Consider the following 13,668-nt stretch of genomic DNA (forward strand, 5'->3'; position numbering starts at 1 on the left):
TACCGGCGGTCGAAGGCTGCGACCTCCGGCATCGACGTCTCCATGCCCTCGGAGGCGTCGTGCGGGGGGGCAGGCCTTTGGCGTGACCCGCCAACCTTTGCCTGGCTTTCGCGGCCTCGGCACTAGTCAATGACTCGTGCCGTTGGGATCACACCATCTCGGCCAACCCCATCGCCTGGCGGCGGAACAGCCCGGCATAGATGCCGCCATCCCGGGCCAGCAGCGCGGCATGGCTGCCTTCTTCCGCGACGCGGCCGCGGTCGAAGACCAGGATCCGGTCCATCGCCCGCACCGTGGACAGCCGGTGTGCGATCACCAGCGCCGTGCGGCCCTTCAGCAGCCGTTCCATCGCGTCCTGGATCATCGCCTCGCTTTCGGAATCGAGCGCGGCGGTGGCTTCGTCCAGCACCAGGATCGGCGCATCGGCCAGGAAGGCGCGGGCCAACGCGATGCGTTGGCGCTCGCCACCCGACAGCTTCACGCCGCGCTCGCCCACCAGCGTGTTCAGCCCACGCGGCAGCCGCGCGATGAAGCCATCGGCATGGGCGAGCGTCGCGGCGCGCAGGATCTCCGCCTCGCTGGCGCCAGGGCGCGCATAGGCGATGTTCTCCGCGATCGACCGATGAAACAGCACCGGTTCCTGCGCCACCAGGGCAACGGCGCGGCGCAGGCTGGCCTGGGTGACATGCCGTATGTCCTGGCCATCGATGGTGATGCGCCCGGCCGTCGGGTCGTGCAGCCGCTGCAGCAGCTTCACCAGCGTGGATTTGCCAGACCCCGAATGCCCGACCAGCCCGATGCGCTCGCCACCCGCGATACGGATATCGAGGTCGCGATACAGCGGCGTGACATGCCCGCCATAACGGAAGCCGAGCGCTTCGAAATAGATGCGTCCTTCGGGCACGCGCAGCGTCGCGGCGGCCGGGGCATCGGCGATCGCCGGGCGCGTCGCTTCCAGCGCCACGGCGTCCTCCAACTCGTTCACGCTGCGCTGCAGGTTGCTGATGTGGTAGCCGACATCGCGCAGATATCCCTGCACGACCAGGTACATGGTCAGCGCCGCCACCACGTCGCCGGCGCTCGCCCGGCCAAGGTGCCACAGCAGCAGCGACGCGCTGATCACCCCGCCGCGCAGTATCACCAGGGCGGCATCCTGCGCCGCATTGGCCGCGGTGCCGCGTAGCCAGGCGCGCGCGGTGCGCCCCCGCCAGCGCGCCAGTAGCCTGCCGAACAGCGCATCCTCCCGGGCCTCGGCGGCGAAGGATTTCACCACGGGATTCGCGCCGATGGTGTCCGACAACGCGCCGCCCAGCCGGCTGTCCCAGTGGTTGGACAGCCGCGATGCCGGCGCCACCCACAGGATGGACAGCACCGCGGTTAGCGCGATGTGCCCGACGGCGCCCAGCAGCACGACCAGCCCGAGCCAGGGCGACACGGTGGCGAGCATTGCCGCCGAGGCGACCAGCACCGCGAGCGAGGGCAGCAGCGCGATCAGCACCGTGTCGTTGAGGAGGTCGAGCGCCCACATCCCGCGCGAGATCTTGCGCACGGTGGACCCCGCGAAGGTTTCGGCATGCCAGTCCGCCGACAGGCGCTGCACCCGGGCGAAACTGTCCTGCGCCAGGCTGGTCATGTTGCCCAGCGTCAGGCGGATCACCGCGCGGATCGCGCCATAGCGCAGCGCCGCCATGGCCGCGCCCAGCGCGACCATGGCCGCAAGCAGCCACAGCGCCGTGGCGAAGGCACCGGGCGCGCCGCCAGTGACCACGTCGGTCAGCCGGCCCGCCAGCAGCGGCATGGCGACATCGCACAGCACGGCGGCGAGCATAAGCGCGACGCTGAGCGGCGCCGCCCGCCCCTCCCGCCGCCAGCGGGAGACAATGAAAAGACAGGCAGCGCGGAAGGGCTCCGCGCGTCCGGACTTGAAAGACTGGGTCATGGTATCGGGCACGGCCGGCGGCCGTGTCTCCAGCATCGGGAAGGGGAGGGCGCCGGCATCGGGCCGGCGCGGGGGCGTCGTTCGGGTTTAGCCGACGCGCGGAGTGTCGGGCGGGCGATGGGCAGTCATCCGGCACTCCTTTCCTTCAGGGTTGAACCGAGGTGCGGACCGGAAGCTACGCAATCGAACCGAGCCGGCCAAGCCACGACCGCGTGAATGGCCGGGCGTGCTGCCAGCGGCCACAAATATCAGATTGTGCCGCGGCCGCCGCGCGACAAGGACCGCGCCCGCGTCGTGGCGTCCCGCCGGCCGTCGACTGTGCCGTGAAACCGACCCGCATGCGGCCCGGTTCCGACCGCCGTCGTCACTCCGCCGCCAGACGCATCCGTCCGCCGCGCGCCGCGACCACGGCCAGCAGCGCCTGCGAAACCGCCGCCTGGCAGGGTTCGATCACCGGCACGCCGCAGGCCTCCTCGGCGAAGGCTCGGTGGCCGGCCATGCCCGCGCAGCCGAGGATGATCGCCTCGGCCCCCACCGCGACCAACTCCTTCGCGGCCGCGGCGATGCGCGCGCGCGGCGCCACTGGGTCGGTCAGCACTTCCATATCGAGGTTGAGCGGCACGGTGCCGGCAAGGCGGCCTTCCACGCCCATCGCCTGCAAGGCGCGGCGCTGGCGTGGCTTCGACTTGTCGGTGAAGGCGACGATGCCGAAGCGTTCGCCGCGCATCATGGCGGCGGCGACCGCGCAGCGCAGCGGGCCGAACACCGGCCTGTCGGTCACCGTGCGCACCGCTTCCAGGCCGGGGTCGGAGACGCAGCCAATCACATAGGCGTCGGCCGGCTCGGACTCGACCATGCGGCACAGCGGCTCGGCGATGGCATACCAGTCGCGCCAGGTGACGATGGCGGGTGGGCCATCGGCGATGCGCGTCACGTCGAGGCGCGGTAGCCCCGGCGCGGCGAAGGGCGCGATGGCGGCGGCGATCCCGTCCGTGCAGGACAGGCTCGCATTCGGGTTGATCACCAGGATGCGTTCGACCATGCGTCATCCTCGCGCCAACCGCATGGCTGCCACAAGCCCCGGCTCGTCCTCAATGCTTGAACGGGCGGCGAAGATCGTGCTTTATGTTGCATTGCACAATGGACGCCACCGAAGCGCCCGAGAAAGGAACGCCAATGCCCTGGGACACGGAGCCCGCCGTGCCTGCCGTCCCTGCCGCCCAGCCGCCCTTCGGTACGGCGCTGGCGCGTGGTGCCATGGGCCGTTGCCCGGTCTGCGGGCAGGGCAAGCTGTTCAACGGCTGTCTGCGGCTGGTGGATGACTGTTCGCATTGCCATGCGCTGCTGGGGCGGATCCGCGCCGATGATGCGCCGCCCTATTTCACTATCCTGATCGTCGGGCACCTGCTGGTGCCATTCGTCTTCGTGGTCGAGCGCGCCTGGTATCCGCCGATGTGGCTGCACATGGCGGTGTGGTTGCCGCTGTTCGCCATTCTCAGCACGCTGGTGCTGCGCCCCGTGAAGGGGGCGGTGGTGGCCTGGATGCTGCGGCTTGGCCTGACCGGGACCGAGCAGGGAGCGCAGATCGTCGTCGCCCCGCGTCGACAGGCGCCGGGCGATGCCTGAGCAACGCCTCATCCGCCTCGAATTGCCGGAGGAGCCGCCGGCGCCATCCGCCTTCGCCGAGGCGGACCGGCGGCAGGCGATCGCCGACCTGCTGACCGGCAACCATTTCGACCCGCCGAACCTGCCGCCCGGGCCCTATGCGCTCGCGGTGTCGGTGCGGGAGGGGCGGCTGGTCCTCGACATCCGCGACGTGGACAACCGGCCGCTGCACGTCCTCGCCCTGGCGCTTGGCCCGTTCCGCAGGCTGATCAAGGACTACCACATGGTGGTCGAGGCGCATGAGCAGGCGGTCGCCGAAAGCGGCCCGGAAAGCCGCGTGCAGGCCATCGACATGGGCCGGCGCGGCCTGCACAACGAAGGTGCCGAACTGCTCCAGCAGCGGCTGGCTGGCCGCATCGACGTCGATTTCGAGACGGCGCGGCGGCTGTTCACCCTGGTCTGCGCGTTGCACCAGCGCATTTGAGAGACGGCGCATCCGAAGGACGACGTATCTGGAAGCCGGCGCATCCAGAGCCCGTCATGTCCCACTGGAACCGGCCGCACGGGTGGCGCTGCGCTGTGAAACGAGGGGTCAGCGCCGCCTGCCTGTTCGCAGTCGAACGCCAGCCCCCTGACGGCGACCTGTCGGGGTGATCAGCTCATCACCCGCCGCCCGACGCCTTCGACGACCTTGCCGTTGCGCAGGATCACGCAGCCCATCCGGCCGGCGAAGCGTTCCCAGCTCTGCGGGTCGGTCCTGCAGTGCCGGAGTTCCTCCCCGGGTCCGGGCGTGCGGCCAGCCAGGATCCCGGCATGGCGCGGATCCTCGGGCGCGATGCAGTATTGCGGATTGGCTTGCGGGCTGAGATCGATGTCACGCGCCATGGTCGCTCCATCGGTTGACCGCGGGTCGAGATGGGGATGTCCGGGGCCTGGATGAATTGCCGCGCACGGCGCGGTCAGCGGAGAGCACGGGCATGAAGATCGATGGCACCTGGTATCGCTCCGTACGCGTGGATGCCGATGACGGATGGTCGGTGCGCATCCTCGACCAGACGAAACTGCCCTGGCACGCCGAATGGCTGCGCCTGACGGATGAGGACCAGGTCGCCCGCGCGATCCGGTCGATGCAGACGCGGGGCGCGCCGCTGATTGGCGCGGTGGCGGCCTATGGCGTGGCGCTGGCGATGCGGCGCGATCCTTCTGCGCTGGAGGAGGTTTGCAAGCGCCTGGCCGGCACGCGGCCGACCGCGATCAACCTGCGCTGGGCGATCGAGCGGATGCGGGCCGCGTTGCGCAATCTGCCGGCCGGCGACCGTGTTCCGGCCGCCTATGCCGAGGCCGCCGCCATCGCCGATGACGACGCCGCCACCTGCGAGGCGATCGGCCGCCACGGCCTGCCCCTGTTGCAGGAGATAGCGGCGAAGAAGCCCAACCAGCCGGTCAACGTGCTGACCCATTGCAATGCCGGTTGGCTGGCGACCGTCGATTGGGGCACCGCGCTCGCGCCCATCTACATGGCGCATGATTCGGGGCTGCCGATCCATGTCTGGGTGGACGAAACCCGCCCGCGCAACCAGGGTGCGGCGCTCACCGCCTTCGAACTCGGCGCCCATGGCGTGCCGCACACCGTCATCGCCGACAATGCCGGCGGACACCTCATGCAGCATGGGGAAGTGGACATCGTCATCGTCGGCACCGACCGCGTCACGCGCAACGGCGATGTGGCGAACAAGATCGGCACCTACCTCAAGGCCTTGGCGGCGGCTGACAACGGCGTGCCGTTCTGGGTGGCGCTGCCGCATTCCACGCTGGACATGCGGGTGGCGGACGGGGTGAAGGAAATTCCCATCGAGGAACGCAGCCAGGCCGAGGTGACCGACCTGACGGGCCGCACGGCGGATGGCCGGATCGAGACGATCCGCGTCGTCGCGGCCCACAGCCCGGCCGCCAACCCGGCCTTCGACGTGACGCCGGCGCGGCTGGTGACGGGCCTGATCACGGAGCGCGGGCGCATCGCGGCAAGTGCCGAGGCGATTGCGGCCGCCTATCCGGAGAAGCTCGGCGCGACGGCGTGAGTTGGGGCGCGCGGATGCGAGGCGACGCTCCTCAGCCCATCAACCGCTCATAGACCAGTTGGGCGGCGGCGACGTCCTCCACGGCGATTCCGACCGATTCGAACAGACGGCGGCCACCGGTCGGCACTGGAACAAGCGACGCGAGAACCTCGCCGAGTTCCGCGTCGACGGAAGCACCGGCGAGAAGCAGGTCGCCGGATTCCTTCATCACGGCCGCACGGGAATCGGCAACGACGAACGCGCCAAGTACCGCGTCATCGTCCAGCTCCCGACCGGTCGGGCCGCGCCAGCCGACCGCGTTCACCAATGATCCCGGATCGAGCCAGGCGCCCCGCAGGATCGGCTCGCTCGCCGAAGTCGCGGTGACGACCACCTGCGCGCCACGCACCGCGGCTTCGGCGGAGGCGACGGGAATGGCGCCGAGTTCCGTGGCGAGGTGCTGCGCCCGCGCCGGCGTGCGGCCCCAGATGCGGACCTCGCGGAAGTCGCGGACCAGGCGCAGTGCCTCGATATGCGCGTGCGCCTGCAAGCCGGTGCCGAGGATGGCAAGCACCTGAGCATCGGGTGCCGCCAGGACGCGCGTGGCGCAGGCCGATACCGCGGCGGTCCGCATCTCGGTAATCAACCGGCCATCCATGATCGCGAGCGGCTCGCCGGTTTCCGGCCGGAACAGCAGGATCATCGCCAGATGCGTCGGCAGCCCGTGCGCGGCGTTGCCCGGAAAGAAGGTCACCAGCTTGACGCCGACGCCGATCCCGGCACCGACCGCGGGCATGGCGCCGAAATACCCGCCGTGAGGTTCGACGTTCAGCATCTCGCGCACCGGCTGCGCGGCACGGCCGGCGCAAAGGGCGATGAGCGCGCGTTCCATGGCTGGGATCAGGTCCTCGAACGTCAGCACCGAGCGGATCTGTGCCTCTTCGAAGAATCTCATCTCTGCGTGCTCCCGAAGCCGTGCGGGGCGGGGCGATGCGCCGTGGGAAGGCGGCCGGCGCAGGGGAGCGTAGCGCGGCGCCCTGGGCGTCGGAATCGGATTCCGCCACGGGCGGACGATGGCGGCACGGCGTTGGGAGCCTTCGTCAGACGGGCATGCCGGGCGGTGGCTGTTCCATCGCCTTGACCACCTTGTGACGCACCGGGGGCAATGCGCATGATCGCGGCCATGGAAACGCTCGACCAACTGGCCGCAACGCTCGGCCCGCGAAACTGCCTGACGCAGGCTGATGACATCGCCCCCTATGCCGTCGATTGGCGCGGCACCTGGCAGGGCACCCCCGCCGCCGTGCTGCGGCCCGGCAGCACCGAGGAGGTCGCCAACACCCTGCGCGCCTGCGCTGCCGCGGGTCTGTCCGTGGTGCCGGCCGGCGGGCGCACCGGCCTGTGCGGCGGTGCCATCGTCGCGCCGAACGGCCCGCCCTCCGTCGTGCTCAGCCTGGAACGGATGAACCGCATCCGTGACGTCGATGCGCGGGATTTCTCCCTGGTGGCCGAGGCCGGCTGCATCATCCAGAACGTCCAGCAGGCCGCCGCCGCGGTGGACCGGCTATTCCCGCTGTCCTGGGGCGCGCAGGGTTCGGCCATGGTGGGCGGCGCGCTGTCCACCAATGCGGGCGGCATCCGCACGCTGCGCTGGGGCAATGCGCGCGACCTGGTGATGGGCCTGGAAGTCGTGCTGCCCGATGGCCGCGTGCTCAACGACCTGCGCCGGGTGCGCAAGGACAATTCCGGCTATGCGCTGCGCCATCTGTTCCTGGGCGGGGAGGGCACGCTCGGCGTCATCACCGCCGCGGCGCTTCGCATGGTGCCCGCGCTCAAGCGCGTCGAGACCGCCTTCGTCGCCGTGCCGTCGCCCGATGCGGCGCTGTCGCTGTTCTCCCGCGTCATGGGCAGCGGGGCGGAGGTCATCGCCTTCGAATTGCTGATCGGCGTCTGCATGGACATCGTGCAGAAGAACGGCAACGGCATCCGCATCCCGCTGCCGCTGGGCAGCCCCTGGTATGTCATGGTCGAACTCGCCGCCGCCCATTCATCCGTGCCGCTGCGCGAGATGCTGGAGGACACGCTGGCCGCGGCGGCGGAGGCCGAGGAAGTGCTCGATGCCTCGATCGCCGACAACGAGGCCCAGCGCGCCAATATCTGGCGCATCCGCGAGGACTGGCCCGATTGCGCGCGGCGCGAATGCCCGGCGATCAATACCGACACCTCGGTGCCGGTTTCCGCCGTGCCGGAATTCTGCGCGCGGGTGGAAGCGGCCCTGGCGGCGCGCTGGCCGGAAGGGCGGCTGTTCGCGCTGGGCCATGCGGGCGACGGCAACATCCATGTCAGCCTCGGCGCGCCGCCGGGGGTGGAACGGGCCGCATGGAACGCCCGCGCCGGCGAAGCCGAGGGCATCGTCAACGCCATCGCGGTCGATCTCGGCGGGTCCTTCTCGGCCGAGCACGGGATCGGGCAGTCGAAGCGCCACGCCATGGCGACGCACAAGGATCCGGTGGCGCTCGACCTGATGCGCTCGGTGAAGGCGGCGATCGACCCGCGCGGCCTGATGAATCCAGGCAAGATGCTGCCCTGAGCCGGCCCGCCCATGCCCATCGGGGATATCGCGCTGCGCCTGGTCGTCGCCCTTCTGCTCGGGGCGGCGATCGGGGTTGAACGCCAGTACCGCCAGCGCGCCGCGGGGCTGCGCACCAATGGGCTGGTCGCGCTCGGTGCCGCCGCCTTCGCGCTGATCGGCTTCTCCGCGACCGATGAGGCGAGCCCGTCGCGCATGGCCGCCCAGGTCGTCTCGGGCATCGGCTTCCTCGGCGCCGGCGCGATCATGCGAGAGGGGCTGAACGTGAAGGGGCTGAACACGGCGGCGACGCTGTGGTGTTCAGCCGCGGTCGGCGTCGGCTGCGGGGCGGGCTTGTTCGGCCTGGCCGGGATCGCCGCGGCGCTGATCGTGCTGGTCAACATCGTGATCCGCCCGCTGGTCGGCGCCATCGACCGCGCGCCCCGGTCGGGCGAGGAGTTCGAGCGCGGCTTCCGCATCACCGCCACCGGCGCGGCGGCCAGCGAGGCCGCGCTGCGCCTGCTGCTGGTCAAGCAGATCGCGACCTGCGAGGCACGGCTGCGGCGACTGGACAGCGAGGACCTGCCCTGCCCCGAGGGCGACAGCCCGCGCGTGTCGCTGACCGCGCGCGTGGTCGTCGGCGGCGATGCCGAGGAACGGCTGGAGGCGATCGTCGGGCGGCTGAGCCTCGAACCCGCCATCACCCGCGCCGGCTGGTCCGAGGAAGCGGACTGACCCTTCAACGTGGCGTGAGAAGTCCGCCTGCCACAAGCAGGTCCGCCGTCGCTGGGCTGAAAGCCGCCGGAATGTCGTAGACCAGCGCGATGCGCAGCAGCGCCTTCACGTCCACGTCGTGGGCCTGCGGCGTGAGAGGGTCGGGGAAGAAGATCAGCGCACGGATCTGCCCCTCGGCGATCATGCCGCCGATCTGCTGGTCGCCGCCGAGCGGGCCCGATTTCACCAGCTGGATCGGCAGGTCGGGCGACTGCGCGCGGATGGTCCCGCCGGTCGTCGCGGTGCAGACCAGGGCGTGCGGGGCGAGTTCCGCCGCATGGCGCGTGACCCACGCGGCGAGCGCCGGCTTCATCCGGTCATGCGCGACGAGGGCGAGGGTGATCGGCATCGCTGTCGCTCCATGCTGCCGGTCAGGCCGGCGGGACATCCTCGAGGCGGCGGAATACCGCCTTGCCGGCGGCGGTGAAGCGGGCGAGTTCGGCGTCCGCCCCCGCGCTCGGCCCGCCGATGCGCAGCACCGCGTCGCAGCGTTCGGCAAGGGCGAGGGACAGCGGCATCATGACTTCCTCATAGGCGTCGCCGCCAGCCGTGGCGATGACGGGAAGCGCCATGTTCACGCCGATCACCGGCACATGGCCGAGGCGGAACAGCGTCAGCGCCGCGCGGTTCATCACGGCCAGCCGCGCTGCGCGCATCGCCTCATCCGCGCCGCCGGCGGTGTAGGGGCCGCAGACCATGATCCACATCAGCGATCTGCCCTCGACCCGTCATCCGTCGCGACGGCGCGCTGCCTTCTTCCCCGCATGCGGCGGATGCCGGTCAGGCCGCCGTCCGGCTCTTGCTCGCCTGCCAGGCATCCAGCGTGGCGCGGGCCCCGTTGGTCGCCGGGTCCATCTTCGTGTCGTGGCTCTCGGTCTTGGCGGCGAGCTCGACGACATAGCCGTTCGGATCGCGGAAGTAGATCGAGCGCATGACGCCGTGATCCGCCGGTCCGCGCGTGTCGATCCCGACCTTCCGGCCCTTCTCCAGCATGGTCTCGAGCATCGCGGGTGCGACCTCCATCGCGACATGGAGGTCGAAATCGTGCTGCTCCTTGAAGTCGAAGCTGGAGCCAGGCACCTCGAAGAAGGCGAGGAACGTGCCGTCGCCGAGGCGATAGAAGGAATGCAGGACGGAGGTGTCGCGTCCCGTCTTGGTGCGCTCGATGACGAAGGCCTCGGCGAGTTCGAGGCCGATGAAGTCCTCATAGAAATGCCGCGTCGCCTCGGTATCGCGACAGCGATACGCAACGTGGTGGAAGGCCCGCACCGGGTTGCCGCCCGCCATCACGCCGCGCTCTGCGCGAGGACCGCATCTCGCCAGCCTTCGAAGCCGGCATTGGCCTTCGCCCAGGATGGGCGCCCGCGCATCGCCGCGATCCAGCGCTGCACGCGCGGATAGCGGGTGAAGTCGAAGGCCAGCATCTCCCCGATCGTGACATAGGCGACGCCCATGAAATCAGCCAGGTTCGGCTGTGCGCCGCCGAGGTAGGGCCCGGGATCCTTCAGCATGTGGTCGTTGAGGATGCCGATCAGCCGCTCGGCCTTCTCGGCGCAGCGATCGCTGACGACCTTTTGGACCTGCGCGTCGGGGTAGGCCGTGTAGGCCAGGACCTTCGGGTAGATCACGCCGTAGCCCCATTCCCGGTAGAAGCCGGTATTGAACCAATCCATCTCCTCGTTGACGCGGGCGCGGCCGCGCGGGTCGGAAGGATAGGCGGTGGAGCCGGACACCTCGGCAAGGTATTTCAGGATGGCCGAGCCCTCGGTCAGACGGAAATCGCCGTCTTCAAGCATGGGAACGAGCTGGTTGGGGTTCATCGCCGTGTAGTCCGGCGTCATGTGCTCACCGGCGAACAGGTTCACCACCTGGAGGTCGAGCGGCACGCCGGCCTCCGCGGCCAGCGCCACGATCGGGCGACATGTGGTCGAACCATCGAAATAGTAGAGCTTCATGGATTTCATCCTCCCCATGGCACTCTGCCAAGCGGAGGGAGCTTATCACGGGTATGTCACTCCCGGGGTGACATGTGAGGCAGGCTGGAACGTATACGTCCCCACAGCCCAGGCGATCGCGCCTGGAGCAGGTCGCGCCCGACTGGAAACAGTCAGGTGCGTGAAGATGCCCACTCCAACAACGGGTCAAAGAGGCTTGCGCGAGCGCAGTCGAACGCAAACCGCCCTACTCCCCCGAAACTGATATTCGCCCCCGCGTGGCGAGCGTCATCTTCGCGCCACCGGCCCTTGTCTTCAGCGGCCTGCGTATCCCCTTCCTCCGCGGGGCAGCGCTGCGAAGTTCGGGGGCAGGGCATTGGCAATCATGGTCCACATCAGCCGAAGGTCGCCAGCAGGTCGTCCACCTGCGCGGGCGTCAGCGTCCGGGCGCCGGCACCGCGCAGCAGCAGCGCGAGGCGGGCGGATTCCTCCAACTCCTCCGCCGCATGCACGGCGTCTTCCAGCGTCTTGCCGCTCACCACCGGTCCATGGTTGGCAAGCAGTACTGCCTTGGCTCCCTTCGCCGCCTCATGGATCTCGGATTCCATCGCGCCGTCGCCGGGGCGGTAGTACCGGACCACCGGCAGCGACCGGCCGACGCGCATGACGAAATAGGGCGTCAGCGGCGGGATCGGCGCTGTCTCGCCCGGTTCGGCGAGGCAGCCGATGGCGGTCGCGTAGGTCGAATGCAGATGCACCACGGCACCGGCCTCCCGCCGCGCCGTCAGCACTGCACGATGCATGAAGACTTCCTTGGAAGGCTTGTCGCCGCCGATATGCGACCAGTCGGGCGCGAGCTTGCTGATCCGCGCCGGATCCAGCCGCCCGAGGCACGAATTGGTCGGCGTCATCAGGTAGCCGTCGGGCAGGCGCACGCTGATATTGCCCGCCGTGCCAACCGAATAGCCGCGCTGGAACAGCGAGGCGCCGAGCATCGCGAGCTGGTCGCGCAGAGCCGCCTCATCCATGGCCGAACGCCTTGAGGAAGAAGTCGCGCGCGCCGAAATTGCCCGACTTCAGCGCCAGGTGCAGCCCCGTGGGATTGGCGTAGGTCCAGGGCACGCCCGGATCGATTTCCGGCCCGATGCGCAGCGACGTCACGCCAAGCCGTGTGACGACCGCGCCGGAGGTCTCGCCGCCGGCGACCACCAGCCGCCCGACGCCACGCTGCACCAGCCCGGCTGCGATGGTCGCGACCGCATCTTCCACCAGCGCGCCGGCGGCATCGCGGCCGAGCTTCGCCTGCAGGGCGGCGACCTTCTCCGGCGTGGCGGATGCCGCGATTACCACGGGGCGTGCGGCCTCCAGCTTGCCATCCACCCAGGCCAGCGCCTGCGCGGCCATCGCCGCCGCGTCGGGGGTGGCGAGCGCATCGAGTTCCAGCACCGGGACATGGTCACGCGCGAGGCCGATCTGCCCGAGCGTGGCGCGCGAGCAGGACCCGGCCACCACCGCCGCGGCACCTTGCATCGGCGGCAACGCATCGGCATCGGGACGTGCGGGCAGCAGCCCGGCGCGGCGGAAATTCTCCGGCAGGCCCATCGCCACGCCCGACCCGCCGGTGACCAGCGCATGCGGCGCGACAGCCTCGCCGATCGCCATCAGATGCGCGTCGGTGACGGCATCGACGATCGCCCAGCGGCGTCCGGATTCGACCAGCCGCGTCATCGCCTGGCGGATTGCGCCCGTGCCCTGTTCCACCGTGGCGAAGGGCACCAGCCCGACGCCACCCTCCGCCTGGCGCGACAGCACGCGCACCAGGTTCGGGTCGGTCATCGGCGTCAGCGGGTGGTTCTCCATGCCGCTCTCGTTCAGCAGCGCGCCGCCGACGAACAGATGGCCGAGATAGATGGTCCGCCCATTGGTCGGGAAGGCCGGGCAGGCGATGGCGAAGCCCGACCCCAGCCGCTTCAGCAGCGCATCGCCCACCGGCCCGATATTGCCTTGGTCCGTGCTGTCGAAGGTCGAGCAGTATTTCCAGAAGACCTGTTTCGCGCCGGCCGCGGTCAGCGCGTCGCAGGCGGCGAGCGACTGCCCCACCGCGTCGGCGACCGGCGCCGTGCGCGTCTTGAGCGCGACGATGACGGCATCGGCCTCCGGCAGCGGGCCATCGGGCACGCCGATCACCTGCACGGCCGACATGCCCGCCTTGACCAGGGTGTTGGCGAGATCGGTCGCGCCGGTGAAGTCGTCGGCGATGCAGCCAAGCAGCAGGGGCATTGTCGCCCTCCTTCAGAAAATCGGCGTTCCGTCCTTGCGGTAGTAGACACTTTTCCCGTCGGGACCCGGCAGGATCATCAGGTCGTCGTCGGGGTATTCCACCTTCTCGAAGCGCGTGCGGTCGCCGACTTCGAGGTAGAGGCAGTCGGCCGAGCCGCGATTGACCAGGTGATGGGCATCGCCGGTGCCGGCGCGGAAGCCGGCGCACATGCCGGCGGCCATCGGCGTCTCCCCGGCATCGGTCACCAGGGTGCAGGCGCCTTCGAGGATGTAGACGAATTCGTCCTGCTTTTCATGCGCATGGCGCAGGGCGGATGCCGAGCCGGGCGGCAGGCGGGTCAGGTTCACGCCGAAATTCTGCAGCCCGAACAGGTCGCCGAGCACAGTCTTCTGGCGCCCCCCGATCTTGGCCACCAGATCGGCGGGGTAGGTGGATGCGCGCGCGCGTGGCGGGACCTCGGCGGCGGCCACGGCGATCGGGGGCTTCGCATCGGTCATGGCAGGTTCCTG

16 protein-coding genes are annotated in these 13,668 nt (G+C 70.0%); 5 read left to right on the top strand and 11 right to left on the bottom strand.

The annotated features are described in order from the left end of the window. Positions 1 to 148: 148 nt before the first annotated feature. Positions 149 to 1,939 carry an ABC transporter ATP-binding protein gene (locus AAFN86_RS21485; protein ID WP_347545604.1) on the bottom strand — a complete coding sequence of 597 codons (1,791 nt, stop codon included), beginning with the start codon at positions 1,937 to 1,939 and terminating at the stop codon, positions 149 to 151. A 364-nt stretch (positions 1,940 to 2,303) separates the two neighbouring features. Further along, the gene (locus AAFN86_RS21490) at positions 2,304 to 2,981 is read right to left on the bottom strand and encodes an aspartate/glutamate racemase family protein (protein ID WP_347545605.1); all 678 of its coding nucleotides are present in this window, start codon (positions 2,979 to 2,981) and stop codon (positions 2,304 to 2,306) included. A gap of 134 nt (positions 2,982 to 3,115) precedes the next feature. Here AAFN86_RS21490 and AAFN86_RS21495 point away from each other — a divergent pair, with 134 nt between their 5' ends. Beyond that, positions 3,116 to 3,565 carry a DUF983 domain-containing protein gene (locus AAFN86_RS21495; protein ID WP_347545606.1) on the top strand — a complete coding sequence of 150 codons (450 nt, stop codon included), beginning with the start codon at positions 3,116 to 3,118 and terminating at the stop codon, positions 3,563 to 3,565. Then, complete coding sequence (locus tag AAFN86_RS21500; RefSeq protein ID WP_347545607.1) at positions 3,558 to 4,028, top strand: UPF0262 family protein; 471 nt, start codon at positions 3,558 to 3,560, stop codon at positions 4,026 to 4,028. The genes AAFN86_RS21495 and AAFN86_RS21500 overlap by 8 nt, the downstream gene beginning before the upstream one ends. A 170-nt stretch (positions 4,029 to 4,198) precedes the next feature. Here the strand turns inward: AAFN86_RS21500 and AAFN86_RS21505 are convergent, their stop codons facing one another. Then, entirely contained in the window at positions 4,199 to 4,429 is a 231-nt protein-coding gene (locus AAFN86_RS21505; RefSeq protein WP_347545608.1) for a hypothetical protein, read from the bottom strand. Between the two features lie 92 nt (positions 4,430 to 4,521). On the opposite strand from AAFN86_RS21505, the gene mtnA reads away from it, so the two are divergent. After that, on the top strand, positions 4,522 to 5,622 hold the full coding sequence (mtnA, locus tag AAFN86_RS21510; protein ID WP_347545609.1) for an S-methyl-5-thioribose-1-phosphate isomerase: 1,101 nt from the start codon (positions 4,522 to 4,524) through the stop codon (positions 5,620 to 5,622). 31 nt (positions 5,623 to 5,653) lie between these two features. Here mtnA and AAFN86_RS21515 read toward each other — a convergent pair whose 3' ends face one another. Further along, the gene (locus AAFN86_RS21515) at positions 5,654 to 6,556 is read right to left on the bottom strand and encodes an ornithine cyclodeaminase family protein (protein ID WP_347545610.1); all 903 of its coding nucleotides are present in this window, start codon (positions 6,554 to 6,556) and stop codon (positions 5,654 to 5,656) included. A gap of 228 nt (positions 6,557 to 6,784) precedes the next feature. On the opposite strand from AAFN86_RS21515, the gene AAFN86_RS21520 reads away from it, so the two are divergent. Further along, positions 6,785 to 8,191 carry an FAD-binding oxidoreductase gene (locus AAFN86_RS21520; protein WP_347545611.1) on the top strand — a complete coding sequence of 469 codons (1,407 nt, stop codon included), beginning with the start codon at positions 6,785 to 6,787 and terminating at the stop codon, positions 8,189 to 8,191. A 12-nt stretch (positions 8,192 to 8,203) separates the two neighbouring features. Continuing rightward, positions 8,204 to 8,905 carry an MgtC/SapB family protein gene (locus AAFN86_RS21525; RefSeq protein WP_347545612.1) on the top strand — a complete coding sequence of 234 codons (702 nt, stop codon included), beginning with the start codon at positions 8,204 to 8,206 and terminating at the stop codon, positions 8,903 to 8,905. A gap of 4 nt (positions 8,906 to 8,909) precedes the next feature. On the opposite strand, the gene AAFN86_RS21530 is transcribed toward AAFN86_RS21525, so the two are convergent. The 7 genes from AAFN86_RS21530 to AAFN86_RS21560 form a co-directional block, all read right to left on the bottom strand. Further along, complete coding sequence (locus tag AAFN86_RS21530; RefSeq protein ID WP_347545613.1) at positions 8,910 to 9,293, bottom strand: methylglyoxal synthase; 384 nt, start codon at positions 9,291 to 9,293, stop codon at positions 8,910 to 8,912. Positions 9,294 to 9,315: 22 nt separating this feature from the next. After that, positions 9,316 to 9,651, bottom strand: a complete 336-nt coding sequence (locus AAFN86_RS21535) for a DUF1937 family protein (RefSeq protein ID WP_347545614.1) — start codon at positions 9,649 to 9,651, stop codon at positions 9,316 to 9,318. Positions 9,652 to 9,724: 73 nt separating this feature from the next. Beyond that, the gene (locus AAFN86_RS21540) at positions 9,725 to 10,231 is read right to left on the bottom strand and encodes a VOC family protein (protein ID WP_347545615.1); all 507 of its coding nucleotides are present in this window, start codon (positions 10,229 to 10,231) and stop codon (positions 9,725 to 9,727) included. Continuing rightward, on the bottom strand, positions 10,231 to 10,899 hold the full coding sequence (locus AAFN86_RS21545) for a glutathione S-transferase family protein (RefSeq protein ID WP_347545616.1): 669 nt from the start codon (positions 10,897 to 10,899) through the stop codon (positions 10,231 to 10,233). Before AAFN86_RS21545 ends, AAFN86_RS21540 begins: the two co-directional genes overlap by 1 nt. A 374-nt stretch (positions 10,900 to 11,273) precedes the next feature. After that, positions 11,274 to 11,906 (bottom strand): aldolase, encoded by a 633-nt coding sequence (locus tag AAFN86_RS21550; protein ID WP_347545617.1) that lies wholly within the window; start codon positions 11,904 to 11,906, stop codon positions 11,274 to 11,276. Further along, on the bottom strand, positions 11,899 to 13,158 hold the full coding sequence (gene otnK / locus AAFN86_RS21555; protein WP_347545618.1) for a 3-oxo-tetronate kinase: 1,260 nt from the start codon (positions 13,156 to 13,158) through the stop codon (positions 11,899 to 11,901). Before otnK ends, AAFN86_RS21550 begins: the two co-directional genes overlap by 8 nt. A gap of 12 nt (positions 13,159 to 13,170) precedes the next feature. Continuing rightward, positions 13,171 to 13,656, bottom strand: a complete 486-nt coding sequence (locus AAFN86_RS21560) for a cupin domain-containing protein (RefSeq protein ID WP_347545619.1) — start codon at positions 13,654 to 13,656, stop codon at positions 13,171 to 13,173. Positions 13,657 to 13,668: the final 12 nt, after the last annotated feature.

It is taken from the genome of Roseomonas sp. CAU 1739 (genome assembly GCF_039839775.1).
Lineage (GTDB): Bacteria > Pseudomonadota > Alphaproteobacteria > Acetobacterales > Acetobacteraceae > Neoroseomonas.

Bases quoted from the DNA above. Each gene is read 5' to 3' on its own strand.
- AAFN86_RS21560 (WP_347545619.1), bottom strand. From the start codon at position 13,656: ATGACCGATGCGAAGCCCCCGATCGCCGTGGCCGCCGCCGAGGTCCCG.
- AAFN86_RS21495 (WP_347545606.1), top strand. From the start codon at position 3,116: ATGCCCTGGGACACGGAGCCCGCCGTGCCTGCCGTCCCTGCCGCCCAG.
- AAFN86_RS21505 (WP_347545608.1), bottom strand. From the start codon at position 4,429: ATGGCGCGTGACATCGATCTCAGCCCGCAAGCCAATCCGCAATACTGC.
- AAFN86_RS21535 (WP_347545614.1), bottom strand. From the start codon at position 9,651: ATGTGGATCATGGTCTGCGGCCCCTACACCGCCGGCGGCGCGGATGAG.
- AAFN86_RS21485 (WP_347545604.1), bottom strand. From the start codon at position 1,939: ATGACCCAGTCTTTCAAGTCCGGACGCGCGGAGCCCTTCCGCGCTGCC.
- AAFN86_RS21530 (WP_347545613.1), bottom strand. From the start codon at position 9,293: ATGCCGATCACCCTCGCCCTCGTCGCGCATGACCGGATGAAGCCGGCG.
- AAFN86_RS21515 (WP_347545610.1), bottom strand. From the start codon at position 6,556: ATGAGATTCTTCGAAGAGGCACAGATCCGCTCGGTGCTGACGTTCGAG.
- AAFN86_RS21545 (WP_347545616.1), bottom strand. From the start codon at position 10,899: ATGAAGCTCTACTATTTCGATGGTTCGACCACATGTCGCCCGATCGTG.
- AAFN86_RS21520 (WP_347545611.1), top strand. From the start codon at position 6,785: ATGGAAACGCTCGACCAACTGGCCGCAACGCTCGGCCCGCGAAACTGC.
- AAFN86_RS21550 (WP_347545617.1), bottom strand. From the start codon at position 11,906: ATGGATGAGGCGGCTCTGCGCGACCAGCTCGCGATGCTCGGCGCCTCG.
- mtnA (WP_347545609.1), top strand. From the start codon at position 4,522: ATGAAGATCGATGGCACCTGGTATCGCTCCGTACGCGTGGATGCCGAT.
- AAFN86_RS21540 (WP_347545615.1), bottom strand. From the start codon at position 10,231: ATGGCGGGCGGCAACCCGGTGCGGGCCTTCCACCACGTTGCGTATCGC.
- AAFN86_RS21490 (WP_347545605.1), bottom strand. From the start codon at position 2,981: ATGGTCGAACGCATCCTGGTGATCAACCCGAATGCGAGCCTGTCCTGC.
- AAFN86_RS21500 (WP_347545607.1), top strand. From the start codon at position 3,558: ATGCCTGAGCAACGCCTCATCCGCCTCGAATTGCCGGAGGAGCCGCCG.
- AAFN86_RS21525 (WP_347545612.1), top strand. From the start codon at position 8,204: ATGCCCATCGGGGATATCGCGCTGCGCCTGGTCGTCGCCCTTCTGCTC.
- otnK (WP_347545618.1), bottom strand. From the start codon at position 13,158: ATGCCCCTGCTGCTTGGCTGCATCGCCGACGACTTCACCGGCGCGACC.